20 protein-coding genes, 1 tRNA gene and 2 pseudogenes are annotated in these 23,772 nt (G+C 42.6%); 15 read left to right on the top strand and 8 right to left on the bottom strand.

Going from position 1 to position 23,772, the window contains the following annotated elements; all coding sequences use genetic code 11:
- Nucleotides 1-81: 81 nt before the first annotated feature.
- From I2I04_RS13795 to I2I04_RS23670, 11 genes and pseudogenes are all read left to right on the top strand, one after another.
- Nucleotides 82-1,932 (top strand): ATP-binding protein, encoded by a 1,851-nt coding sequence (locus I2I04_RS13795; RefSeq protein ID WP_195655267.1) that lies wholly within the window; start codon nucleotides 82-84, stop codon nucleotides 1,930-1,932.
- Nucleotides 1,929-3,887 carry a histidine kinase dimerization/phospho-acceptor domain-containing protein gene (locus tag I2I04_RS13790; RefSeq protein WP_195655266.1) on the top strand — a complete coding sequence of 653 codons (1,959 nt, stop codon included), beginning with the start codon at nucleotides 1,929-1,931 and terminating at the stop codon, nucleotides 3,885-3,887. The genes I2I04_RS13795 and I2I04_RS13790 overlap by 4 nt, the downstream gene beginning before the upstream one ends.
- Before the next feature lie 39 nt (nucleotides 3,888-3,926).
- Complete coding sequence (locus I2I04_RS13785; protein WP_143260687.1) at nucleotides 3,927-5,249, top strand: MATE family efflux transporter; 1,323 nt, start codon at nucleotides 3,927-3,929, stop codon at nucleotides 5,247-5,249.
- 104 nt (nucleotides 5,250-5,353) lie between these two features.
- Nucleotides 5,354-6,676, top strand: coding sequence for a signal recognition particle protein (ffh, locus tag I2I04_RS13780; protein ID WP_004312925.1), 1,323 nt, complete (start codon nucleotides 5,354-5,356; stop codon nucleotides 6,674-6,676).
- Nucleotides 6,677-6,884: 208 nt separating this feature from the next.
- Nucleotides 6,885-7,763 carry a cytochrome c biogenesis protein ResB gene (locus I2I04_RS13775; RefSeq protein ID WP_195655265.1) on the top strand — a complete coding sequence of 293 codons (879 nt, stop codon included), beginning with the start codon at nucleotides 6,885-6,887 and terminating at the stop codon, nucleotides 7,761-7,763.
- A complete protein-coding gene (locus I2I04_RS13770; RefSeq protein WP_195655264.1) occupies nucleotides 7,747-8,535 on the top strand; it encodes a cytochrome c biogenesis protein in 789 nt (262 codons plus the stop codon). Before I2I04_RS13775 ends, I2I04_RS13770 begins: the two co-directional genes overlap by 17 nt.
- A gap of 17 nt (nucleotides 8,536-8,552) precedes the next feature.
- Nucleotides 8,553-9,935, top strand: a complete 1,383-nt coding sequence (locus I2I04_RS13765; protein WP_195655263.1) for a cytochrome c peroxidase — start codon at nucleotides 8,553-8,555, stop codon at nucleotides 9,933-9,935.
- 130 nt (nucleotides 9,936-10,065) lie between these two features.
- The gene (folD, locus tag I2I04_RS13760; protein ID WP_143260679.1) at nucleotides 10,066-10,947 is read left to right on the top strand and encodes a bifunctional methylenetetrahydrofolate dehydrogenase/methenyltetrahydrofolate cyclohydrolase FolD; all 882 of its coding nucleotides are present in this window, start codon (nucleotides 10,066-10,068) and stop codon (nucleotides 10,945-10,947) included.
- The gene (locus tag I2I04_RS13755) at nucleotides 10,944-12,098 is read left to right on the top strand and encodes a CapA family protein (RefSeq protein WP_195655262.1); all 1,155 of its coding nucleotides are present in this window, start codon (nucleotides 10,944-10,946) and stop codon (nucleotides 12,096-12,098) included. Before folD ends, I2I04_RS13755 begins: the two co-directional genes overlap by 4 nt.
- 64 nt (nucleotides 12,099-12,162) lie before the next feature.
- Nucleotides 12,163-12,238 (top strand) — tRNA-His (locus I2I04_RS13750).
- Nucleotides 12,239-12,476: 238 nt separating this feature from the next.
- Nucleotides 12,477-12,581: pseudogene (locus tag I2I04_RS23670) on the top strand (VOC family protein); the annotation flags it as partial.
- Here the strand turns inward: I2I04_RS23670 and I2I04_RS13745 are convergent.
- Entirely contained in the window at nucleotides 12,573-14,438 is a 1,866-nt protein-coding gene (locus I2I04_RS13745) for a DNA polymerase III subunit gamma/tau (protein WP_195655261.1), read from the bottom strand. The pseudogene I2I04_RS23670 and the gene I2I04_RS13745 sit on opposite strands and share 9 nt — an antisense overlap.
- A gap of 158 nt (nucleotides 14,439-14,596) precedes the next feature.
- Between I2I04_RS13745 and I2I04_RS13740 the strand changes: the two genes are divergently transcribed.
- Both I2I04_RS13740 and I2I04_RS13735 read left to right on the top strand, forming a co-directional pair.
- Complete coding sequence (locus tag I2I04_RS13740; protein WP_143259457.1) at nucleotides 14,597-14,893, top strand: FtsB family cell division protein; 297 nt, start codon at nucleotides 14,597-14,599, stop codon at nucleotides 14,891-14,893.
- A 3-nt stretch (nucleotides 14,894-14,896) separates the two neighbouring features.
- The gene (locus tag I2I04_RS13735) at nucleotides 14,897-15,238 is read left to right on the top strand and encodes a hypothetical protein (RefSeq protein WP_143259456.1); all 342 of its coding nucleotides are present in this window, start codon (nucleotides 14,897-14,899) and stop codon (nucleotides 15,236-15,238) included.
- Between the two features lie 111 nt (nucleotides 15,239-15,349).
- On the opposite strand, the gene I2I04_RS13730 is transcribed toward I2I04_RS13735, so the two are convergent.
- A complete protein-coding gene (locus I2I04_RS13730) occupies nucleotides 15,350-15,952 on the bottom strand; it encodes an OmpH family outer membrane protein (protein ID WP_008771479.1) in 603 nt (200 codons plus the stop codon).
- A gap of 28 nt (nucleotides 15,953-15,980) precedes the next feature.
- Nucleotides 15,981-16,214: a hypothetical protein gene (locus I2I04_RS13725; RefSeq protein ID WP_143259455.1), complete on the bottom strand. Its 234-nt coding sequence runs from the start codon at nucleotides 16,212-16,214 to the stop codon at nucleotides 15,981-15,983.
- 133 nt (nucleotides 16,215-16,347) lie between these two features.
- Between I2I04_RS13725 and I2I04_RS13720 the strand changes: the two genes are divergently transcribed.
- Together I2I04_RS13720 and I2I04_RS13715 are read left to right on the top strand one after the other, a co-directional pair.
- A complete protein-coding gene (locus tag I2I04_RS13720; protein ID WP_143259454.1) occupies nucleotides 16,348-17,808 on the top strand; it encodes an aminoacyl-histidine dipeptidase in 1,461 nt (486 codons plus the stop codon).
- Nucleotides 17,789-18,991, top strand: coding sequence for an endonuclease/exonuclease/phosphatase family protein (locus tag I2I04_RS13715; RefSeq protein WP_195655260.1), 1,203 nt, complete (start codon nucleotides 17,789-17,791; stop codon nucleotides 18,989-18,991). Before I2I04_RS13720 ends, I2I04_RS13715 begins: the two co-directional genes overlap by 20 nt.
- Before the next feature lie 224 nt (nucleotides 18,992-19,215).
- On the opposite strand, the gene I2I04_RS13710 is transcribed toward I2I04_RS13715, so the two are convergent.
- The 5 genes and pseudogenes from I2I04_RS13710 to I2I04_RS13690 all read right to left on the bottom strand — a co-directional run bounded on the left by I2I04_RS13710 (nucleotide 19,216) and on the right by I2I04_RS13690 (nucleotide 23,760).
- Nucleotides 19,216-20,391, bottom strand: a complete 1,176-nt coding sequence (locus tag I2I04_RS13710) for a mechanosensitive ion channel family protein (protein ID WP_143259452.1) — start codon at nucleotides 20,389-20,391, stop codon at nucleotides 19,216-19,218.
- A gap of 120 nt (nucleotides 20,392-20,511) precedes the next feature.
- On the bottom strand, nucleotides 20,512-20,670 hold the full coding sequence (locus tag I2I04_RS13705; RefSeq protein ID WP_195655286.1) for a hypothetical protein: 159 nt from the start codon (nucleotides 20,668-20,670) through the stop codon (nucleotides 20,512-20,514).
- Between the two features lie 240 nt (nucleotides 20,671-20,910).
- The gene (locus I2I04_RS13700) at nucleotides 20,911-21,960 is read right to left on the bottom strand and encodes a PD-(D/E)XK nuclease family transposase (RefSeq protein ID WP_195655259.1); all 1,050 of its coding nucleotides are present in this window, start codon (nucleotides 21,958-21,960) and stop codon (nucleotides 20,911-20,913) included.
- Between the two features lie 661 nt (nucleotides 21,961-22,621).
- A pseudogene (locus tag I2I04_RS13695) lies at nucleotides 22,622-23,029 on the bottom strand (response regulator); the annotation flags it as partial.
- Complete coding sequence (locus I2I04_RS13690) at nucleotides 23,026-23,760, bottom strand: nucleotidyltransferase family protein (protein WP_185911517.1); 735 nt, start codon at nucleotides 23,758-23,760, stop codon at nucleotides 23,026-23,028. The pseudogene I2I04_RS13695 and the gene I2I04_RS13690, both read right to left, overlap by 4 nt.
- Nucleotides 23,761-23,772: the final 12 nt, after the last annotated feature.

The following is a 23,772-nucleotide window of genomic DNA, read 5'->3' as shown; positions in this document are numbered from 1 at the left end:
AAGAGTGAAGATTTCTTTGTAATCTTCACTCTTTTTAGTTCTTTTGCAAGTAAACTTACAAGCAAGCAATTCTTATATCAAGTGAAAGAACACAGTCATCATATAATTGCAGTGGTCGTAACCGTATTTATATCGGTCACCTTATATGCAACACACACAAGTACAGACCATCTTTCTTTATTACAACCATTGCTTGAATACAATCATCCATTCAGTCCGGAAACGCCTACAGACAGTATCATTGTTTGGGAAAAACTTTTAGAACCGGAATTACAAAGACAACAGCAATACCCACTTCTGTTCCAGATAAATCTGCTGACAGTCCAGGCTTTGATAGCAGAAGGGAATATCAGTCTGGCTATTAACCAAGCCAACCAGATGTATCAAAAAGCCAGAGAAATGGATTATCCTTTGGGAACAGCACTCGCATTACACGCCATCGGAAACACTTACTTAAGTTCATCCACACCACAAGCTGCCATCAAATCGTATAAGGAAGCATTAGAAATTGTTCAGAAAATCCCTCATGCCAACCCATACGCCAAAGCGATCTTGGTCCAGCTCATTCTGTCTAAGCTCAAATATCATCAAATGACAGATATAGAGAACAATATACGGGAACTCGAATCAATTACCAACAAGGACGGAAATCCCCAGGATGGTTTTCATCTTGTTTATAGTCAGGCATTCTACTGTATCCAGACACACCATCTTCCTGAAGCATTAAACCATATACAGCAGGCCGAGCAAATTAACCGGCAACACCCATATCCATATTTTCATTTAATGATTCAATACCTGTATTCGTGCTACTACACTGAATCCAAAGAGTACACTCAAGCATTAGCCATACTTGATGAAATTCTATCGCATACGAAATCAGCCGACTCATATAAATCCTTGGAAATACAAAAAGAGCGTGCACATATACTTACACTGATGGGTAAAAATGAGGAAGCGTGCGAAACTTATGAAAGGTTTAATACGCGCAAAGATTCTTTGGACGCAATGAATTATATTCGCCAAATCAATGAATTGCACACCCTTTACCAAATAGATAAAAACGAACTGGATAACCTAAACAGGCAAAAAACAATCCTCTATTGGAGCTGGTTTACAATCCTGTTTATAGTCATGATGATTGTATTTTTCATCCTTTTGGTTAAACGGAGCAATAAGAAGCTGCGTCAATCTCAGGAAGAACTGGAAAAAGCCAAGAAACAAGAAGAAAATTCCATCCGGGCAAAGAGCCTTTTCCTTTCCAACATGAGCCATGAAATCCGTACGCCACTCAATGCGTTGGCAGGCTTCTCTTCCATTCTGACAGAAGAATCGATCGACAACGAGACACGAAAACAATGCAGTGACATTATTCAGCAAAATTCAGAGCTCTTACTCAAACTGATTAATGACGTAATCGACTTGTCCAGTCTCGAAGTTGGCAAGATGAAATTTAAATATGAGCGATGTGACGCAGTGGCAATATGCAGGAATGTTATCGACATGGTTGAAAAAATAAAGCAAACGAATGCCAATGTCCGTTTTTCATCTTCTCTCCATTCATTGGAATTAATAACAGACAATGCAAGGTTGCAACAATTATTAATCAACCTTCTCATCAACGCGACCAAATTTACTCCGCAAGGTTCTATCACCATGGAATTGGAAAAACAGACAGAAGATATAGCACTGTTTTCCGTGACCGACACCGGTTGCGGAATCTCTTCGGAGAATCAGGATAAAATATTCAATCGTTTTGAGAAATTGAACGAAAACGCTCAAGGAACGGGACTTGGTTTGTCTATCTGCCAACTCATTATCGAGCAGTTGGGCGGTAAAATATGGATTGACTCCAATTATAAAGAAGGAGCCCGCTTCCTGTTCATACACCCCATTTGTCATGAGCAACCAAGAAAGGAGGAAGCTGAATGAAACAAGTCCTGCTCCTGTTCGTCCTATTATGCTACACCGTCACCGGGAAAGCCAGTACCGAAATCGCTCTGGAGTCAGACAGTCTGATAGAGGTGTTGCAAACTTTACCACACGATACGACACGACTGAATGTTCTTAACCAAATCATCAGAATAGAACAGAACAACTATCAATGTATCCAATATTCAGATACATTAATGAAAGAAGCCATACAACTGGGCAATGACAAATATGCCGGTATGGCTGCCTATTACCATATCTTATACTATTACAATCGGAATAATCAAGACAGTGTCACCAAATGGCTCACCATCATGGAACCTTATGTCCGGAAGTCCGATTTATGGAATTACTTCTTTGATGCCAAGCGTTTCCAGATAGACTTGTACACATTCAATGAACAATACGAGCTTGCTATCAACGAATCTCAAAAAATGAAACAGCAAGCTTCCCTAATAAATAGTAACCGGGGTACCATAGCTGCCTATCAATGCTTGAGCAATGCATATATCGGCAGCCAGCGCTGGGACAAGGGAATAGAAGCACTCGAAGCTGCCTATCAAATGCTTACCCCGACAGAAAATCCGGTAGTCCGTATCTCGGTATTATCACAGTTAGTATCCGTTACCAAAGAAAAGAAAGATAATAAAAGGTTACTCAAATATTTGCGGGAGCTGGAAAACACTCTACATAACCATATCAGTGCGAACCCATCTTTAAAAGGAGGATTTGCCGACGTATATCTGTTCAATGAACTTTTCTACAGCTATTATTACCTGAATATCCATCAGCCACAACAGGCTTATGAACATCTCATAAAGTCTAAGGAATATCTGGACGAGAATACATATTTCATGTATAAGGTACTCTATTTCGACACATTTGCCAGATATTATCAGGCCACAGGAGCCTATCAGCAAGCATCGGATTATATCGATACAACCCTGACAATGTTGAAGAAAGACTTCCCCAGCGACTATGCCGAACAGCTACTCGAAAAGGCCAGAATATGGAAACAGGCAGGACAAAGCGAAAAAGCCATCCCTATGTATGAGCAGGCACTAGCCATCAAAGATTCGGCAGCTACTGAACTTGCCAACAATCAGATGGAACAGATACAGAGCAAATACAATATCGATAAAACGGAACTGGAACAAAAAAGGGAAAACAACAAAACCCAGCTCACTTATCTAATCTTTATATTCGTGATCCTGATTCTGCTTTTTATCTTTATGGCACGGCTCTTCATTGTACGAAAGGCACTAAAATACGCGGAAAACGAAATCCGGAAAACGACAGAAAACGTGCGAAAAACCAATGAAATAAAAAATCGCTTCTTGTCGAATATGAGTTATAACATCCGTACCCCGCTCAATAATGTAGTCGGCTTCTCACAGCTCATAGCCAGTGATCCTGACATAGACAAAGAAATAAGACAAGAATACTCGAACATCATCCACAAGAGTTCGGAGAAATTGATGAGACTTGTCAATGACGTTCTTGACTTATCCCGTCTGGAAGCTCAAATGATGAAGTTCCAGTTGCAGGACTATGACGCTATTGCAATATGCAAGGAGGCATGCTACATGGCGCAGATGAAAAATGAGAAAACAGGTATCAAAATTGAGTTTTCTACCGAGACGGATGCTCAAATCATCCATTCCGATATAGCGCGGCTGACACAAGCATTGCTTAGTGCACTGGTGTACCCGCAAGAACACCGGCAAGCACGAACCATCCGGTTCATATTAAGCCGGGAGGAAAATATGCTTTATTTCCGGATCAGCAATTCACCTTTGGCAGACCATGCATTCGTATCGCAGGAGACCATTATCCGGCATGATATCAACTTGTTATTATTAAAACATTTCGGAGGAAACTATCTCATTAACAATAAAACTCCCGAAGGTCCGGAAATAGTTTTCATCTACCCCATCGCTTCCGAATCGAAATAAAGCACTATCTTTGCAAAGTGTAAACTTAAACACTTAATTATGTACACCAACAAACAGATTTGGAGTGTCAGTTATCCGATACTACTAAGCTTGCTGGCACAAAATGTCATCAACGTCACCGACACAGCATTCCTCGGACACGTGAGCGAGGTAGCCCTTGGAGCATCGGCTATGGGCGGGTTATTTTATATCTGTGTATTCACCATCGCATTCGGATTCAGTACCGGTTCGCAGATTGTCATAGCACGACGCAATGGCGAAGGACGCTATTCGGATGTCGGTCCTGTCATGATTCAGGGAGTCATGTTCCTGTTCGTGATGGCACTGCTTCTATTTGGATTCACCAAGGCATTCGGTGGAAACATCATGCGTTTGCTAGTTTCTTCAGAATCCATCTACGAGGGAACAATGGAGTTTCTGGACTGGCGTATTTACGGATTCTTTTTCTCTTTTATCAATGTCATGTTCCGGGCATTGTACATCGGTATTACACGCACTAAAGTGCTAACCGTCAATGCCATTATTATGGCATTAATCAATGTCGTACTGGACTATGCATTAATCTTCGGAAAGTTCGGTTTGCCGGAAATGGGTATCAAAGGGGCTGCTATTGCTTCCGTATTGGCAGAAGCCTCCTCCATCCTCTTTTTCGTCATCTATACGTATGCCACGGTCGATTTGAAGAAATACGGTATGAACCGCCTGCGCACATTCGACCCTGCATTGCTGATGCGGATCCTCAGTATCTCCTGCTTCACCATGTTACAATATTTCCTGTCGATGGCCACCTGGTTCGTTTTCTTCGTAGCCGTAGAACGGTTGGGACAACGGGAACTGGCGATTGCCAATATCGTCCGAAGTATTTATGTCGTACTACTGATTCCGGTCAATGCACTGGCTACGACTACCAACAGCCTTGTCAGCAACGCTATCGGTGCAGGAGGTATCCAGCACGTAATGCCACTCATTAATAAAATTGCGCGTTTCTCCTTTTTCATCATGTTGGGGTTAGTAGCGGTATCGGCACTGTTTCCACAGTTCCTGCTCTCTATTTACACCAGTGAAACCGCGCTCATCACGGAGTCCGTACCTTCGGTATATGTGATTTGTTTTGCCATGCTCATCGCATCCGTAGCCAATGTAGTGTTCAATGGTATCTCCGGAACAGGAAATACACAGGCAGCCCTGTTGCTCGAAACGATTACAATCATCATCTACGGATCATACATCATTTTCATCGGAATGTGGCTGAAAGCACCGATCGAAATTTGCTTTACGATTGAGATTGTGTATTATAGCTTACTGTTGATAACAAGTTATATTTATCTCAAAAAAGCAAAATGGCAGAATAAAAAGATATAAATACAAGAGATTTTTGTACATTTGCAAGCTCAAATAAAGAGTAGACGGAAAAGTCCCTCTTTCGCCCAAGTAAATTGTAATTAGTAATTCGTAATTAAATAACTATGTTCGATAATTTAAGTGAAAGACTAGAACGGTCATTCAAGATCCTGAAAGGTGAAGGCAAAATCACCGAAATCAACGTGGCGGAGACGCTGAAAGACGTACGTAAAGCACTTCTCGACGCCGACGTAAACTACAAGGTGGCAAAAAATTTCACGGATACAGTGAAAGAAAAAGCTCTTGGCCAGAATGTGCTTACGGCTGTGAAGCCAAGCCAGTTGATGGTAAAGATCGTACATGATGAACTTACGCAGTTGATGGGTGGAGAGACAGCAGAGATCAATATCGACGCCCGTCCGGCAGTCATCCTGATGTCAGGTTTGCAGGGTTCGGGTAAGACCACCTTCTCCGGTAAGTTGGCACGGATGCTGAAAACCAAGAAAAACCGTAAGCCATTACTGGTCGCTTGTGACGTTTACCGTCCGGCAGCTATCGAACAGTTGCGCGTATTGGCAGAACAAATCGAAGTACCGATGTACTGCGAACTGGATAGCAAGAATCCGGTAGAAATCGCACAACACGCTATTCAGGAAGCTAAAGCCAAAGGATATGACCTCGTTATCGTCGATACAGCCGGACGTCTGGCAGTAGACGAACAAATGATGAACGAAATCGCTGCTATTAAAGAAGCAATCAACCCGAACGAAATTCTGTTCGTGGTAGACTCCATGACCGGTCAGGATGCTGTAAACACAGCTAAAGAATTCAACGAGCGTCTGGACTTCAACGGTGTGGTACTGACCAAACTCGATGGTGATACCCGCGGTGGTGCGGCTCTTTCTATCCGTTCGGTAGTGAACAAACCGATCAAATTTGTTGGTACAGGCGAAAAGCTGGAAGCAATCGACCAATTCCACCCTGCCCGTATGGCCGACCGTATTCTCGGTATGGGTGACATCGTTTCATTGGTAGAACGCGCACAAGAACAATACGATGAAGAAGAGGCTAAACGTTTACAGAAGAAAATAGCCAAGAACCAATTCGACTTCAACGACTTCCTTAGCCAGATTGCACAAATCAAGAAAATGGGTAATCTGAAAGATCTTGCCTCCATGATTCCGGGAGTAGGAAAGGCAATCAAAGATATTGATATTGACGACAATGCTTTCAAAAGCATCGAAGCTATCATCTATTCCATGACTCCGGCAGAACGTTCTAATCCGGAAATTCTGAACGGATCACGTCGTACACGTATTGCCAAAGGTAGCGGAACGACTATTCAGGAAGTAAACCGCCTGCTGAAACAGTTTGACCAGACTCGCAAAATGATGAAGATGGTAACTAGCAGCAAGATGGGTAAGATGATGCCTAAGATGAAAAGATAAGAAAAAAGATTCTTTCCCCCATAAAAAAAAGAGGAAGCCGTGGCTTCCTCTTTTTTTTATTCCTCCACCCAAAAGACTGTATATATAATATTGAAGCTGCAATAACAGAATTTATTTACTTGTAACGAATACAATTTTATAAAGATTTTAGCAATTTATTCGTTTTTATTTTATTACTTTGCAAAAGATTACAAACAAAAACACAAGTATGCGCTATATCTATACGACCGGATATATATTATTAGCAATTGCCATGCAACTATTTACAGGAAATTTTCCGGTTTCCTTCCTCTCCTTTCCGCTTAATATTATTTTTGCAGGAATCTGGCTCGTCATGTTATGGATATTACATAAAGAGTACAAGAAATCGTTTTTTACCCGGTTACTTTGTTCACCTCAGACCAGTGTACTATCTATCGGGTTATTCATCAGCGGCTGCTTAGTCATAGGACTTCTCCCCCAGTTATCGGACATATCTGCAAAAAACCGTGAAGGAATTCTTGCCCAATTGGGATGCTACAACTTTATGACTAGCTGGATCTTCATAGCCATTCTTTTTTTATTGTTAAGCAATCTTGGAATGATCACCATCCACGCTTTTCAACACCGCAAACGAGCCCGGTGGCGTTTCATCCTGAATCATGCAGGTTTGTGGCTGGCACTTTTTGCCGGTTTTCTTGGTAGTAGCGATACTCAAACTCTGCGCATACCCATATATAGAAGTGAACCTGCACATGAAGCATTCGACATGAACGGCACATCGCATTATCTGGATTATGAAATAGAGCTCAACTCTTTCACCGTAGAATATTACCCGAACGGACGTCCTTCCCGCTTTGCGGCAAACGTACGGCTGGGAAATAAAAAAGCAGTACTCGAAGTAAACCACCCGTATGCCTACCGGCTAGGAGAAGATGTATATCTCACCGGTTATGACGTAATGAAAGGCAGCGAAAGTGAATATTGCATCCTGCAAGTAGTAAAGCAGCCTTGGAAATATGTGATAGTGGCAGGTATCCTGATGATGCTTGCCGGAGCTGTTCTTTTATTCATTAACGGACCTGAAACATATGATAAACTGGGATAATTTCTATGTATTTGCAGCAGTATCTGCCTGTTTATGGCTGGCAGGAGCTGCATGTGCTTTTCGCTCCTCAACGAAAAGCAAGATAGCAATAGCCTTTACATCAGGCGGCATCATCACCTTAGGCATATTCATTGCCGGATTGTGGATATTCCTCCAACGTCCCCCATTACGCACTATGGGAGAAACTCGTCTGTGGTACTCTTTCTTCATGGGTATTGCAGGACTGCTAACTTATATCAGATGGCAATATCGCTGGATTCTGTCTTTCTCTACACTGCTCTCCACAGTATTTATCATCATTAACCTGATGAAGCCCGAAATACACGACCAGTCGCTGATGCCGGCCCTGCAAAGCGTATGGTTCATCCCTCATGTCACCGTATATATGTTCTCCTATTCCGTACTGGGATGTGCATTTATAATCGCTTTGACCGGATTGTTCCGACATAAGGAAGAGTACCTCCACACAGCGGATAACCTTGTTTATGCAGGGATAGCCTTCCTTTCTATCGGTATGCTGCTTGGTTCCCTCTGGGCAAAAGAAGCATGGGGAAACTACTGGAATTGGGACCCCAAAGAGACTTGGGCAGTCATCACTTGGATGGGATATTTACTTTACATACACCTCCGGCTTTTCAGAAAAGTCGGACGGAAAAGCCTATATGCATTGCTCATCATCTCCTTTCTAGCCTTACAAATGTGCTGGTATGGAGTGAACTACTTACCGGCCGCTCAGCAAAGCGTGCATTTATATAATCGTAATAACAACTAATTTAATTCAAATGTGAAATGAAGAAAAGTTCAAAACTAATTGTAGCACTGTTGGTGGTAGTGGCAGCACTGGCAGTCACCTACCGGCTCATGCACCGAGTACCTTCCAGCGACTTGGAAGCAAATCTCAGGATGCAACAAATCATTACAGATGCAGGATGTCTGCGGTGTCACACTTCAACTCCTGATCTCCCATTCTACGCAAGCGTGCCTGTTGCCGGAAAAATCGTGATGGAAGATATAAGCAATGCTTACCGTGCATTCGACATGACCCAAATAGAACAGAATTTAAAAGAGGGACGTCCTCTTAATCCGGTAGACCTGGCTAAAATAGAAAAAGTGATCCTCGACGGAAAAATGCCGCAGGCAAAGTATTATCTCGTACACTGGGGCTCTTCTTTCAACGATGCCAAAAAGGAAATGGCACTTAATTGGATAAAGAACCACCGCATGGGACTATATACCGACGTAACGGTAGCTCCGGATTTTATCAACGAACCAATCCGCCCCATCGCCGACTCCATTGCAGTGGATGTACGCAAAGTAGTTCTTGGAGATTTACTCTATCATGACACCCGTCTGTCTGCAGACAACACCGTATCATGTGCCAGTTGCCACGGATTGGACACCGGAGGCGTAGACAATAAACAATATTCCGAAGGCGTAGGCGGACAGTTTGGCGGTGTGAATGCTCCGACAGTCTACAATGCAGCTTATAATTTTGTTCAATTCTGGGACGGACGTGCCGGAACACTTGCCGAACAAGCTGCCGGTCCTCCGTTGAACCCGGTGGAAATGGCCTGTGAATCTTTCGACCAGATTATTAACAAACTGGCAGAAGATAAAAGTTTCGTTCTGGCATTCAATGAAGTATATCCCGACGGACTCAGCGAAAAGAATATCACAAACGCCATTCAGGAATTTGAAAAGACATTGCTGACTCCCAATTCACGTTTCGACCGTTATCTGAAAGGCCAGAAAGAGGCTGTCACAGCAGATGAAATAGCCGGATACGAGCTTTTCAAGAAGTACGATTGTGCCACTTGCCACGTAGGAGAAATCCTTGGCGGACAGTCATACGAACTAATCGGCGTTAAACATGATTATTTTGCCGAACGACAGGCAGAAATGACCGAAGAAGACAACGGACGATTCAAGCAAACCCAGACCGAACGTGACCGTCATCGTTTCAAAGTTCCTGGTTTGAGAAACATTGAACTTACCGCTCCTTACTTCCATGATGGTAGCATGGCTACTATGGACGATGCAGTTCGTGCCATGGCCAAATACCAGTTAGGTATTGATTTGCCACAACAGGAAGTAGATAAAATAGTCGGCTTCCTCCGTACACTGACAGGAGAATACAAAGGCAAACTACTGACCAATAAGAATATGATTTAAAAGATAAAAGACATATGTCCTATAAAAAAAGAAGATGCCGGCAGCATCTTCTTTTTTTATGCTCCAATCTTCTTGGACAGTTCAGTTATTTATTTTACTTTTGCCCATCACCAATAAATACTCTGAAAATATGACTCTGATAGACGGAAAAGCCATTTCCGAACAAGTGAAACAAGAGATTGCAGCCGAGGTAGCCGAAATAGTGGCTCGTGGTGGAAAACGCCCGCATCTGGCGGCCATCCTTGTAGGACACGATGGTGGTAGCGAAACGTATGTAGCTGCCAAAGTAAAAGCCTGTGAAGTATGTGGATTCAAGTCCTCCCTCATCCGTTATGAAAGTGACGTGACCGAAGAAGAACTGCTTGCCAAAGTACGCGAACTGAACGAAGACAACGATGTAGACGGCTTTATCGTACAACTTCCCTTACCTAAACATATCTCCGAACAGAAAGTAATCGAAACGATTGATTACCGTAAAGACGTAGACGGCTTCCACCCGATCAACGTAGGCCGTATGTCCATCGGACTTCCGTGCTATGTATCCGCTACTCCCAACGGTATCCTCGAATTGTTGAAACGTTACGAAATAGAGACTTCCGGCAAAAAATGTGTTGTACTCGGACGTAGCAATATCGTCGGCAAACCGATGGCTGCCCTGATGATGCAGAAAGCCTATCCGGGCGATGCCACAGTGACAGTATGCCACAGCCGCAGCAAAGACCTGATAAAAGAATGTCAGGAAGCTGATATTATCATTGCTGCCTTGGGACAGCCCAACTTTGTAAAAGCCGAAATGGTAAAAGAAGGTGCGGTAGTTATCGACGTAGGTACTACGCGTGTGCCGGATGCAACCAAGAAATCAGGTTTTAAACTGACCGGTGACGTGAAGTTTGACGAAGTTGCCCCAAAATGTTCCTTCATCACTCCCGTACCGGGTGGTGTTGGACCGATGACAATTGTATCGTTAATGAAAAATACACTCTTAGCTGGTAAGAAAGCCATTTATCAATGAGGCATAGCTTGTTTCTGATGATTTTACTTCTCTCTTTATCCTGCACCTCCCGGTCGCAGGCAAAGAGAGATTCTATCATCGATACCCTGTCGGACAGCCTTTCCGCAACCGACAGTATTTCCCCCACTGATACCCTACGAGTCCTTTTCGTAGGTGACCTCATGCAACATCAAGGACAAATCAACGCTGCACGAACCTCAACCGGCTATGATTATTCCACCTGTTTTACGTACGTTAAAGAAGAAATAAGGAGAGCCGATCTCGCTATCGCCAATCTGGAAGTTACGTTAGGAGGCAAACCCTACAAAGGTTATCCTGCTTTCAGCGCACCGGACGAATTTCTGACCGCAATTCACGACGCAGGTTTCAATGTTTTAGTGACTGCCAACAATCATAGTCTCGACCGTGGTAAATCCGGGCTGGAGCGTACCATTCAACTTATCGACTCCTTGAAAATCCCACACGCAGGCACGTATATCAACACCGAAGAACGCGAAAAGAAATATCCTCTTTTATTGGAAAAGAACGGCTTCCGCATCGCCTTACTCAACTATACGTATGGAACAAACGGTATCCCTGTTACTCCTCCCAATATCGTGAACTATATTGATACGACAATTATCGCCAAAGATATTGAAGAGAGCAAAGCAATGAAACCAGACGCAATCATAGCCTGTATGCATTGGGGAATCGAATACCAGTCACTCCCGGACAAAGAACAGAAATTCCTTGCTGAATGGCTGATTCAAAAAGGAGTAAATCATGTCATCGGCTCCCATCCTCACGTAGTTCAGCCCATTGAAGTTCGCACAGACAGCCTGACGAATGATAAACATCTCGTAGTCTATTCGCTGGGAAATTATATTTCCAATATGTCCGCCCGCCGCACCGATGGTGGACTGATGGTAAGAATGGAATTAGTAAAAGACAGCACAGTCCGTCTCAATAATTGCGAGTATAGTTTAGTATGGACAGCCCGCCCCATTCAATCCGGGAAAAAAAATCATCAATTACTCCCAGTCAATCTCCCGATTGATTCAATTCCTTTACAAGCACGTAACTCACTGAAAATCTTCACGAATGACGCGCGAACCCTTTTCAGCAAGCATAATCAGGGAATAAAAGAATATACTTTTTTCGAAAAAAAATAGCAAAATCTTTTGGAGATTAGAAGATAATATCTATCTTTGCACCGCGTTAGAGAAACGCAGACATGGTGGATGTAGTTCAGTTGGTTAGAGCGTCAGATTGTGGTTCTGAATGTCGCCGGTTCGAGTCCGGTCTTCCACCCAACAAAAACCCTTATAAGTTAAGCACTTATGAGGGTTTTCTTGTTATTGGTGGTAACCACTCAGATACTGAAATCAGGGCTCAATATTCCCCTTCAAAGTATAGTTGTTGATCTATAGTTGCTCCCAAAACGGGGATCGCTTTAAAAAGACTATTTGTTGGCTAATTGTTGATAGAAAATGTTTCTCTCCAGCTCCATCCAAGTGAAATGAATCAATCAGAATCCAGAGGAATAGAGGATAGAGCTAGGTATAGTCCAACGTCAAGGTGCGCAAGGAACCATCCGGAGTATTTATTTCAGAGCCCCGGATGGTAATCTGATAGAAGTAAGTACATTAGTATAGTTCCAGTCCGAACTCATCTTTCAGTTGCATCAATGCCTGATTCTTTTGAGCCATCATTTGGAATTTCTCGACACGTCCCACAGGACGTATTGTTTCCGTTGCCTCACTTACCCGCACTGTCATCACCACTTTGCTGTTCTTCAGTCTGCCACGAAGATAATCCTGCAATTCTGGAATCAACGCTGTAAAATCCTTTGCAGCAAACTCATTATCAACCACCACTTCAAAAGTCGTAGAGTTATTAAGTAGCACCGGGCGGAGCATCTGCATACGCTTAGTAAGAGCATCCTGTTCTTTCGGCAACTGACCGGCATATTCCTGCCAGTAATAATTCAAATCCCGTTCATTGAAGATAAAATCTTCTTCCGGTTGCTGTACTCTGGGAATATGAGTTGTAGTCGTATTACGCGTTACCTGATCGCGCTGCGGATTCTTGATAGACACGCCTAAACTAGACATCTTCATCACCGGAATTTTCCGCTCTTCCTTAACAGTCGGGGCAGCTCCCGCTCCTTGCGATGGAGCAGACGAAGCCGAACCAGAAGAAGCCGATGCTCCCGGTTGCGCTGCCGCAGATGCTTGCGGATGCTGGGCAGTAGTGCCATTAGCAGCCTGTGTTGTTACTGAAGACGGAGACGAATGAACTGGAGCCTGCTGAACCTGGGTTGCAGAAGCGACCTGCGGCTGCTGAGCTGCGGCAGGCTGAGTAAATATGGGTTTTATGGTCTTCGTAGGGCCACGCCCACCACTCACGTCATCCCCCTCGGTGGTAAGCTGTGCAACCTGTATCAAGGTCAATTCTACCAGCAAACGCTTATTTTTGCTGATGCGGTAATTCAAATCGCACTCATTACAAAGCTTCATGGCCCGGTATAAGAAAGGTAACGGACATTTCTGCGCCTGTTCCTGATAGCGCTGGCGTATGCTCGCTCCCACTTCCAGTAAAGGCAATGTCACCGGGTCTTTCCCAACCAACAGGTCACGGAAATGAGATGATAATCCGGTAATAAAATGACTTCCGTCAAAGCCTTTATTCAATATATCATTGAAAAGCAACAAAGCATCACTTACCCTATTTTCGAGAAAACAATCTGTCAGGCGGAAATAATATTCATAATCAAGAACGTTCAGATTATCAATCACACTCTTATAGGTGATATTTCCTCCGGTGAAACTAACAACCTGGTCGAAGATAGACAAAGCATCACGCATACCACCGTCTGCCTTCATAGCTATCACGTTCAGTGCTTCCGGCTCTGCCGTGATTCCTTCTTTCGAAGCAACATACGCCAAATGATTCACCGTATCTTCCACGCTAATCCGGTTAAAATCATAAATCTGACAACGGGAAAGAATAGTAGGGAGAATCTTATGTTTCTCCGTCGTAGCCAGGATAAAGATAGCATGCCGGGGAGGTTCTTCCAGCGTTTTCAGGAACGCATTGAAAGCAGATGCCGAAAGCATGTGCACCTCGTCAATGATATATACCTTATATTTACCAATCTGCGGCGGGATGCGTACTTGCTCCACCAATTGGCGAATATCATCTACCGAGTTGTTAGAAGCAGCATCAAGCTCGTGAATATTGTATGATCGCTGTTCGTTGAAAGCTACACATGACTCACACTGATTGCAAGCCTCTCCGTCGGCAGTAGGCGTCATACAATTGATAGTTTTGGCAAAGATACGCGCGCAAGTAGTCTTTCCTACCCCACGCGGTCCGCAAAACAAATAAGCATGAGCCAGTTTCTGGGTAGCGATTGCATTTTTCAGCGTAGTAGTCAACGCCCGCTGTCCTACCACCGATTCGAACGTGGACGGACGGTACTTGCGGGCTGAAACAATATAGTTTTCCATATCCGGGATTCTCTCTGTTTTTTTGAATTTTCGCTTATTCTGCAAATGTACACAAAAAAAGTGAGATGTAATAAGGGATAAAGAGAGAAGTTTTGAAGCCGAAGCGATAAGTTTTTAAGTTATTAGTTTTATCTTTGCGGATATTAAAAGGAGAAATTATGGGTAAACTAATCAATATCTGGAGTTTCATATGCAGACGGAAGTATCTCATTACGGTCGTTGCGTTTGCTGTTATCATTGGTTTCCTGGACGAGAACAGCCTGGTTCGTCGTTTCGGATATGAACGGGAGATCAGCCAGTTGAAAGAAGAGATAGAAAAATATCGGGCAGATTACGAAGAGAACACCAAGCGCCTCAACGAAATAAGCACCAATCCGGACGCCATCGAGCAGATCGCCCGTGAAAAGTACCTGATGAAGAAACCCAACGAAGATATTTACGTTTTTGAAGATTAAAGAATGAAACAATTAGTACCCGCCCTTTTTGTCGTAGGCGCCATCATGGCTCTCACCGGAGCAGCTGTATTTATCACCGGATGGATTTATGCTCCTTACATATATACTATCGGAGCCGGACTTTTTGCATTGGCACAAGTGAACACGCCTGTCAAAGGAAAAGGCAAAACACTGAAACGCCTGCGCGTTCAGCAGATATTCGGAGCACTGGCGCTGGTCCTGACCGGAGCTTTTATGTTTACCACCCGAGGCAATGAATGGATTGCCTGCCTCACGATTGCCGCTATCCTCGAACTTTACACCGCTTTCCGTATTCCGCAGGAAGAAGAAAAAGAAAAGTTATAAAAAAGCCTGTTCATAGCTTCGCAGTCTTGAACAGGCAGAAATCGAAAAATTATTAAGTTACGTTCCGTCCTTTTATCAGGAAACGGAACGTTTATTTTTTATCATTCACTATTATTTCTTTACAGGTGAATATCTTGCATTCAACCCGTCAACAATTTCTTTTGTGATATTAAAAGCGCTGTCAGCATAAAGCAGGTTATCAAAACCAGTGTTGCTGAAAATCAGACTATATCCGTGAGTCTTATTATATTCTTTCAGGAAAGCGTTGATAGAATCGCGGAACTGCAAGCTGTTCTTGTTGTTCTCTTCCATCAAACCATTCTGAAGTTTGTTGCTCAACTCTTGCAAATCCTGTTCCAACTTCACCAGACGATTGTATTCTTGCTGTGCTCTATCTTGTGACAGGAAAGCATTGTTTTCTACTTTCTTCTGGAAATCTTGTTTTTCCTTGTTCAAAGAGGTGGCCTTCTGATTCAATGTCATACGAACGTTTTCGCTCTTCTTTACCATCGCCTCATTCAAGTCAATACAGAAATTGTATTTGGCAAGCAGCGTATCTATTTCGACATAGGCAATTTTCATTCCTGACAGTTCGGCATTAGCCTGAGCCGGAGTACTTGTAGTTTGATTGTCAGTTTTGCCAGCACATTGTGAAAATAAAACGATAAACGCAAGAGCAGCCAAACCGTTCATGAGGTAGTTCATTCTATTCATAATTTAATAAGTATTGTTTTTAATAAATTTAATTCATACTATCGTTCAAGGCTTTTTCCAACTCATCAATAGAAAAACGCGGTTTCTTTTGTGCTTCGCGATCCTGCGACTGTGCGCATCCGATTCCTTTCTGACGCAACGCTTTATTCCCGCTCACATGACCATTCGGAAATTTCCCACCCTTCGTAAAGAATACTTTCACCCCTAATAATACCAGGGAAATAGCAACTATTAACAAAGTTATCAGTATAGTCTCAACCATTTCTATTAATTTTGTGAGTGCAAAGATAGGCTTTAATGAGATATGAGTTCAGATAAGTCAATCAAATTAACCATATTTAGCAATAGAAGAAGTGAAAACAGCCCTTCTATTCCTATTATAAAATAGAAACAGCATGGAAAAAAAAGAATTAAAGCCGGCTGGCGTATTCAAGTATTTCGAAGAAATCTGCCAAGTGCCACGTCCTTCGAAGAAGGAAGAGAAAATGATTGCCTACCTGAAGGCATTCGGTGCAAAACATAACCTGGAAACTAAGGTGGACGAAGCCGGTAACGTATTGATTAAAAAGCCCGCTACTCCGGGAAAAGAAAATCTTCAAACCGTCGTATTGCAATCACATATCGACATGGTGTGCGAAAAGAACAATGACGTTCAACATGACTTCCTCACCGACCCCATCGAAACAGAAATCGACGGCGAATGGCTGAAGGCCAAAGGTACTACTCTCGGAGCCGACAACGGTATCGGTGTAGCCACCGAATTGGCCATCCTGGCTGACGACAGCATCGAACATGGTCCGTTGGAATGTCTGTTTACCGTAGACGAAGAAACGGGGCTTACCGGAGCTTTCGCCCTGCAGGAAGGCTTTATGAGCGGTGATATTCTTCTGAACCTCGATTCGGAAGATGAAGGGGAAATCTTTATCGGCTGTGCCGGAGGTATTGACTCCGTTGCAGAATTTACGTATAAAGAAGTGGAAGTTCCTGCCGGATATTTCTTCTTCAAGGTGGAAGTGAAAGGTCTGAAAGGTGGTCACTCCGGTGGTGACATTCATTTGGGACGGGGCAATGCCAACAAAATACTGAACCGTTTTCTTTCACGCATGGCTGGCAGACAGGATCTGTATCTTTGTGAAATCAACGGAGGTAATCTGCGTAACGCTATTCCCCGCGAGGCTTATGCGGTCTGCGCAGTTCCCGAAGATGCCAAGCATGATGTCCGCACCGAACTGAATATCTTCACCAGCGAAATGGAAGACGAATTATCCGTTGTAGAACCTGACTTAAAGTTGGTTCTCGAATCGGAAGCTCCCCGCAAGACGGCTATCGATCAGGATACCACTGCCCGTTTATTAAAAGCCCTCTATGCAGCTCCTCACGGTGTATACGCCATGAGCCAGGATATTCCCGGGCTGGTGGAAACTTCTACCAATCTGGCATCTGTCAAGATGAAACCGAATCATATCATCCGCATTGAAACCAGTCAGCGCAGCTCGATACTATCCGCACGCAACGATATGGCGAACACGGTTCGTGCCGTATTCCAACTGGCGGGAGCCAATGTTACGTTTGGCGAAGGCTATCCGGGATGGAAACCGAATCCGCACTCGGCTATCCTCGAAGTGGCAGTTGAATCTTACAAGCGTTTATTTGGTGTAGACGCGAAAGTTAAAGCCATCCATGCAGGATTGGAATGTGGCCTGTTCCTTGATAAATATCCAACACTGGATATGATCTCTTTCGGACCGACACTGACAGGTGTTCACTCTCCTGACGAACGAATGCTTATTCCTACTGTAGAAAAGTTCTGGAAACATCTGTTGGACATCCTGGCACATGTACCTGCCAAGAAGTAACAGACAGATAAGTCAACATAAAGAAGAGTATGGTAACAGTCGAAAAAAAGTAGCTGTTACTGTGCTCTTTTTTACTATGATTTTATCAGGTGTAGTAAGCTTCTTCGCTCTTTCCGATGTCATAGCACAAGAGGTTCACGGCAGACAAGCCCCCTTTCAACAAGAAAGAATCCCTTTCCGCGTTGCAAGTTGGAACATAGAAAACCTGTTCGACACACGCCACGACAGTCTGAAGAACGATCATGAATTTCTTCCCGACGCGATGCGTCATTGGAATGATAGCAGATATAAGAAAAAGCTGGCTGATGTCGCCCGTGTAATTACCGCTATTGGTGAATGGAGTCCGCCTGCATTGGTCGGACTATGTGAAGTAGAAAATGATACAGTGCTTCGTGACCTTACCCGCCGCTCTCCTTTAAAAGAGCTTAGTTATCGTTATGTAATGACCGACTCCCCAGATTTAAGAGGAATTGACGTAGCCTTGCTTTATCAACGGGATTTATTCAAACTATTATCTTTCCGTTCTATTTCCATCCCTCCATTTAAGCAATACCGCCCGACAAGAGATTTACTACACGTCAGCGGACTTCTACTGACGGGAGATACACTCGACGTATTTGTCTGCCATCTCCCCAGCCGTTCGGGTGGAGCCAAAGAATCAGAACCCTATCGTTTATATGCAGCTCACATTCTGCGTATGGAAGTCGATAGCATTATGAACATTCGTTCTCTTCCGCAAGTCATTATCATGGGGGATTTCAACGATTACCCGACCAATCAATCTATTCAGAAAATACTGGAAGCCGAAGCGCCTCCCGTTACTACCAATGACCTAGCCCCAACAACCGGCTCCACCAACTTCTCAACAGTTGTCCCCTCCTCCCTACAACTATATCATCTACTTGCCCGAAAAGTTAAGTCAAAAGACTTCGGTTCTTACAAATATCGTGGTGAATGGGGATTACTTGACCACTTGATTGTATCAGGCACTCTATTAAATCAATCAAGCCACTTTTTCACCAGCGAAGAAAAGGCAAATGTCTGCCTTCTCCCTTTTTTACTGAAAGATGACGAAAAATATGGCGATAAAGAACCTTTCCGCACTTATAAGGGAATGAAATATCAAGGAGGCATCAGTGACCATCTTCCTATCTATACAGATTTTGAACTGATTCTATATTAATTTAGACGGTAATAGCCCAATTAGCAGGTTTTTACAAAAAGGACAGTCAACCATTATCAGGCTATTACAAACGCTGTTACAGCATGCTCTGACAAGGGACAATTCTCACCGCAATGAGAAAATATTCTCATAACTATGAGAAACTTTTCTCATTACTATGAGTATTTTTTCTCATTGCGATAAGTATAGTTGAGAAAATGTAACGCCTCATCATAGTTTATAAATTAATCCGAATACTGATAAACCTTCAAATCGAACTTCGGAACCATTGCCAGCAAATGGTCGAAGATATCCGACTGAATACGCTCATATTCTTTCCATACCTTATTGCGAGAGAAAAAATAAACCTGAATAGGTACTCCATACATCGTAGCTTCTTTCTGACTGATAATCAAATCCAACTCTTGATTGACCACAGGCAGACTACACAAATAGCGTTCAATATATGCCCTGTACACTTGAGAATTGGTAGGAACGACTCCTTCTTCCGGCTGATAATCCGCCATTAGTGGAATCTCTTTTCGATAACGGTCCAGCATTTCCGGTGTACAGAATTGAAGTGTAGTCAAGTCTAAAGTTATATTCTTCATCACCCGTCGTCCTCCCGACTGTGTCATTCCCCGCCAATTCTGAAAAGGACTGCTCACTAATGTATAAGGGGGAACGGTGGAAATGGTATTATCAAAATTTTGAATCTTGACTGTATTCAACGTTATTTCCTGTACAATACCGTTTGCGTCACCGGAAGGAAGCGTCACCCAATCCCCCGGACGAACCATATCGTTAGCAGAAAGCTGGATACCCGCCACAAAACCTAGGATGGAATCTTTGAATACTAACATTAAAATAGCAGCCGAAGCACCCAAGCCCGCAAATAAAGTGGCCGGAGACTTATTCACAATAATAGCGACGATTACAATTCCGCCTACAAAGAAAAGAAGCACCTGCAACACTTGGATAAATCCTTTCATCGGGCGGTCTTTCATCGACTCTCTTCCGTCATAGATATCCATTATCATCAACAGAATTCCATTAATAGCCAATAGTAAGGAGAAAATAATATAAATGACGCACGCTTTCTGGGAAATCAGTAACAACTCTTTTCCACGGATAAAAGCCATTGGCAACAACGAATAAACTAGAAAAGCCGGGATAGTATGAATCAAATGATGAAATACCTTGCGCTTCATCAACAACGTGTTCCATTGATGGGGTTTCCGTCTCGTATACTGTTTCATACCTCCGATAAGAATCGCCTGGCAGAGGTAATTCAGAACGATAGCAATCACTATCATCAGTAAAGCCATAATAGTCTCATCAAAACGATCGGCAACTGCCGGGTCTATCCCCCAACCTATGAGGGTTTTATTCATCCATTTTCCTAAATCTACTACTAACATAACTTCTGTCTTTTTTAATAAATAACAGTAAAAGATTCATTTGGTTTAGAAAAAAAGAGACCGGCATCCGATTCATCAAGAAACAAGACGCCAGTGCATACCTTTCAATGAAGTGACTCATCAGGGAGTCACTATCACTTCTATTTCATTCATGTTTACTTCTGCAATAGTATCATCAGGGATAGTTGCCTCCAGTTTAATGAAACGTGACTGCACCTTCTGCCTGAAAAGTACTGCTGATAGGATTAACAAAGTTCGTTTCTTAAAGCTAATGTTCATAAGCATGTCATCATAATTAGTTTATACAAGATTGTTTTACAATATGTATGTTCTATTTTTACTATAATTCTTCCATTTTTGTCTAAAATCGTCCAATTCATCAACAAATTACGGCACTATAGACATCATTGAAAATCTTACAAATCAAAAAAAGAAAGCGGAAGTATTCACTCCTGAATATTCCCGCCTCTTTTATATTTTATCCTAATATAACTACAACAATTTTCCTACGAAGATATATTATAGGTTTTCTATATCAGAAGATTGAAGACCCGTGTATTTGATAATTATATCAACAGATATTCCGTCCTCTCTCATCTTTCGAGCAATTTCAATTTGCTTCTTTTGCTCTCCTTTCTCCATTCCTTCCTTTCTTCCTTCTTTTATTCCCTCTAGCCTTCCTTTTTTCACTCCTTTTTCCAACCCGGCCTTCATCCCTTCCTTCATTCCTTCCTTCATCCCTTCCTTCATCCCTTCCTTCATCCCTTCTTCGGCCGCTTTTCTCCGCATCTCTTCATTTTTACGTCGTTCATCCTCCTCTACAATTTGGTTGACCCTATACCGATCTAACGCCTTATCATAAGCGATACGGTTTTCTTCCGAAAGATCGGCAACAGCTGCCAATCTCGCCAAATGTTCAAACACTTGTTCTTTCAAAGCATCCGGCATTCTATTCCAATTGCTCATATTCTTCAGTGCATAAATTAATTTATCATATAATGTATGGCAGTCCGACAAATCCTTTGTAAAATAAGGAAATTGCAAATAAATCTGCCGGAGATGCGGATTGACAATCTTCCCTGTATCACGATCGGAAAGAACCGTATCCGTACGGAATTTAGCCTCTAAGTTTTCCTCTTTGAAATTCATCAAGAAAATTCCATATATAGTAGGTAGTCTATACTGCTTTCCATAAGAGACAAGTGATTCTCTTGCAGTCATCGGATCTTCAGGGACAGGGACTTCTTTTGAAGAAGGAGATTCTATCTGCCGACTCACAGCACGACAGACATAATAAAGTGTACGATCTAAAAAATTACTGTGCCAACGGTTCTGCATCTCCACAATTATATACTCACCACTTGCTGTACGGCAATAAAGATCATAAATGATACCTTTATCACTCACATTGTCTGCATGATCTTCCTTATCGAGAAAAGTAAGTTCTGTAATATGATGTTCACCTGCAAGTAGTTCGTTCAACAAAGTGATGAGTAAATCCTTGCTGGCCCGTTGACCAAAAATTATTTTAAATCCTATATCAGTAAAAGGATTGACGTATTTGGACATGATATTCTATTTTTGTAGCAAAGGTAACTATTTAAATCCATAAATATGAGGAACAAGCCTAATCTTTACAGATTTACAGTCCTTTATAGTAAGTTGTCTCCCTTTCAATTCCTCCAAATAAACAAAAGAAATGTTCTATTTTTTAGATTAAGAAAGAAAACAAAACTATTGAAGATGGTAGTCTGAAATTAAAAGCATCCATATTATCACATATATATGCATATTACTGCCACAATACAGCATATATTTTCAGAGGATATGCGTTTTCTTTAAAGAAATAAATGATTTTCCTCGGTGAGCAACAAGCCATTCCTCGATAAGGAACACATCCTTTCTCACCGAGAAAGCTTTCCATACTCACCGACCAAGTTATTAAAGCTCTCGGAAAAGCCCGTTTATATGCCAGTTCATCATCACATGCGAACAAGAAAAGAATGACAAAGCGAACTACATACAGGCAAATAACAAGCATATAGACATTAATACAAAGATATTATTTGTTTTTAGACAAGAACTATCTAGAATAACAAACACTCCTGCATTCTTTCATTTAAAATGCAGAGCGTTTTTTCCTTCACCACAAGCAAGTGACTGATATATTAAAAACAGAAAGAATAGAATATACCTTTTTTTAGATCAGCACATTTTTAATTCCATCCTTTCAACAACCATACTCTTTTAGAGTCTGCATCAACTTCGCGCCATTGATCAGCTTCACCAGATAATCATCACAACCGGCTTTCAACGCAGCTACCCGGTCGGCATCAAAGGCATGAGCAGTCAGAGCGATAATTGGAATTTCCGCATTAAACTTCCGGATCTCTGAGGTTGCAGTACGCCCGTCCATCACAGGCATCTTCATATCCATCAATACCAAATCCACCGGTTGGGTACGGACAATCTCAACTGCCTCCAGTCCATTCGATGCGTGTAACAACTGGCATTTGTTTTTCAAGATAGCATTAGTTACAAAGTTAGTGAGAATCTGCGCTAACCGGTTTTTATCCAAACGAACGGTACAGGTCTCATAAGGATTCACGGGAACCAAACAAACCTGCGGATTTACTATAAAAAGTCTTCTGCTTTCGCTAAAGTTTCCGGTTTGCCTATATCAATCAGATGTAACTTTTCTGTCAAATAACCACCATAGTTTACTTGCTGACAAGTGGCAAGATAGAAATCCATAATAGAGAATTTACCCTCCCAACAGGGAGAAGCCATCCATTGGAAAATGGCAGGCGAAAGTACATGGATGCCACTGAATGCATATTCGTGATAAAGGGAAGGATCATACTGGAAACCTTCCGGTTTCACTTGTTCCGTATCCTTGTTTATCCATCCGCAAAGTCTCTTGCCTGCATCAAAAAGAAGATAGCGGGAGGTTTTACGTTGGCTGGCCAGTAAAGTGGCAACAGCACCGCTTTGTAGATGGTAGTCATATAAATCTTTCAAATTCACGTCTGAAAGAATATCTACATTGTGTATCAGGAAAGGCTCATCGGAGTTTTCAAAGAAAGAACGGGCTTTCTTAACTCCCCCACCCGTGTCGAGTAACAGGTCACGTTCGTCAGAAATATGTATGATAAGTCCAAAATTCTCATTGGCTTTCAAGAAGTCAAGTATCTGTTCGCCAAAATGGTGAATGTTAATCACTATTTCTGTGAAGCCGGCAGCTTTCAGTTTTAAGATCACATGTTCCAACATCGGACGTCCGGCTATGGGGACCAAAGCCTTAGGCATGGTATCGGTGAGTGGCTTCAGCCGGCTACCCAAACCGGCTGCAAATATCATTGCTTTCATTCTTTCAGTTAC

This window comes from Bacteroides sp. 1001136B_160425_E2 (assembly GCF_015559655.1).
Taxonomy (GTDB): domain Bacteria; phylum Bacteroidota; class Bacteroidia; order Bacteroidales; family Bacteroidaceae; genus Bacteroides; species Bacteroides luhongzhouii.
The sequence above is the reverse complement of the archived record's forward strand: the minus strand, read 5'-3'. Positions and strand labels throughout refer to the sequence as shown.

What these genes read in the sequence shown, in the direction of transcription:
- I2I04_RS13720 (WP_143259454.1), top strand. Translation starts at nt 16,348, where the DNA reads ATGGAAAAAAAAGAATTAAAGCCGGCTGGCGTATTCAAGTATTTCGAA.
- I2I04_RS13740 (WP_143259457.1), top strand. Translation starts at nt 14,597, where the DNA reads ATGGGTAAACTAATCAATATCTGGAGTTTCATATGCAGACGGAAGTAT.
- I2I04_RS13700 (WP_195655259.1), bottom strand. Translation starts at nt 21,960, where the DNA reads ATGTCCAAATACGTCAATCCTTTTACTGATATAGGATTTAAAATAATT.
- I2I04_RS13735 (WP_143259456.1), top strand. Translation starts at nt 14,897, where the DNA reads ATGAAACAATTAGTACCCGCCCTTTTTGTCGTAGGCGCCATCATGGCT.
- I2I04_RS13745 (WP_195655261.1), bottom strand. Translation starts at nt 14,438, where the DNA reads ATGGAAAACTATATTGTTTCAGCCCGCAAGTACCGTCCGTCCACGTTC.
- I2I04_RS13755 (WP_195655262.1), top strand. Translation starts at nt 10,944, where the DNA reads ATGAGGCATAGCTTGTTTCTGATGATTTTACTTCTCTCTTTATCCTGC.
- I2I04_RS13785 (WP_143260687.1), top strand. Translation starts at nt 3,927, where the DNA reads ATGTACACCAACAAACAGATTTGGAGTGTCAGTTATCCGATACTACTA.
- I2I04_RS13765 (WP_195655263.1), top strand. Translation starts at nt 8,553, where the DNA reads ATGAAGAAAAGTTCAAAACTAATTGTAGCACTGTTGGTGGTAGTGGCA.
- I2I04_RS13775 (WP_195655265.1), top strand. Translation starts at nt 6,885, where the DNA reads ATGCGCTATATCTATACGACCGGATATATATTATTAGCAATTGCCATG.
- I2I04_RS13710 (WP_143259452.1), bottom strand. Translation starts at nt 20,391, where the DNA reads ATGTTAGTAGTAGATTTAGGAAAATGGATGAATAAAACCCTCATAGGT.
- I2I04_RS13730 (WP_008771479.1), bottom strand. Translation starts at nt 15,952, where the DNA reads ATGAATAGAATGAACTACCTCATGAACGGTTTGGCTGCTCTTGCGTTT.
- I2I04_RS13715 (WP_195655260.1), top strand. Translation starts at nt 17,789, where the DNA reads ATGTACCTGCCAAGAAGTAACAGACAGATAAGTCAACATAAAGAAGAG.
- I2I04_RS13690 (WP_185911517.1), bottom strand. Translation starts at nt 23,760, where the DNA reads ATGAAAGCAATGATATTTGCAGCCGGTTTGGGTAGCCGGCTGAAGCCA.
- I2I04_RS13725 (WP_143259455.1), bottom strand. Translation starts at nt 16,214, where the DNA reads ATGGTTGAGACTATACTGATAACTTTGTTAATAGTTGCTATTTCCCTG.
- I2I04_RS13770 (WP_195655264.1), top strand. Translation starts at nt 7,747, where the DNA reads ATGATAAACTGGGATAATTTCTATGTATTTGCAGCAGTATCTGCCTGT.
- folD (WP_143260679.1), top strand. Translation starts at nt 10,066, where the DNA reads ATGACTCTGATAGACGGAAAAGCCATTTCCGAACAAGTGAAACAAGAG.
- I2I04_RS13790 (WP_195655266.1), top strand. Translation starts at nt 1,929, where the DNA reads ATGAAACAAGTCCTGCTCCTGTTCGTCCTATTATGCTACACCGTCACC.
- I2I04_RS13705 (WP_195655286.1), bottom strand. Translation starts at nt 20,670, where the DNA reads ATGAACATTAGCTTTAAGAAACGAACTTTGTTAATCCTATCAGCAGTA.
- ffh (WP_004312925.1), top strand. Translation starts at nt 5,354, where the DNA reads ATGTTCGATAATTTAAGTGAAAGACTAGAACGGTCATTCAAGATCCTG.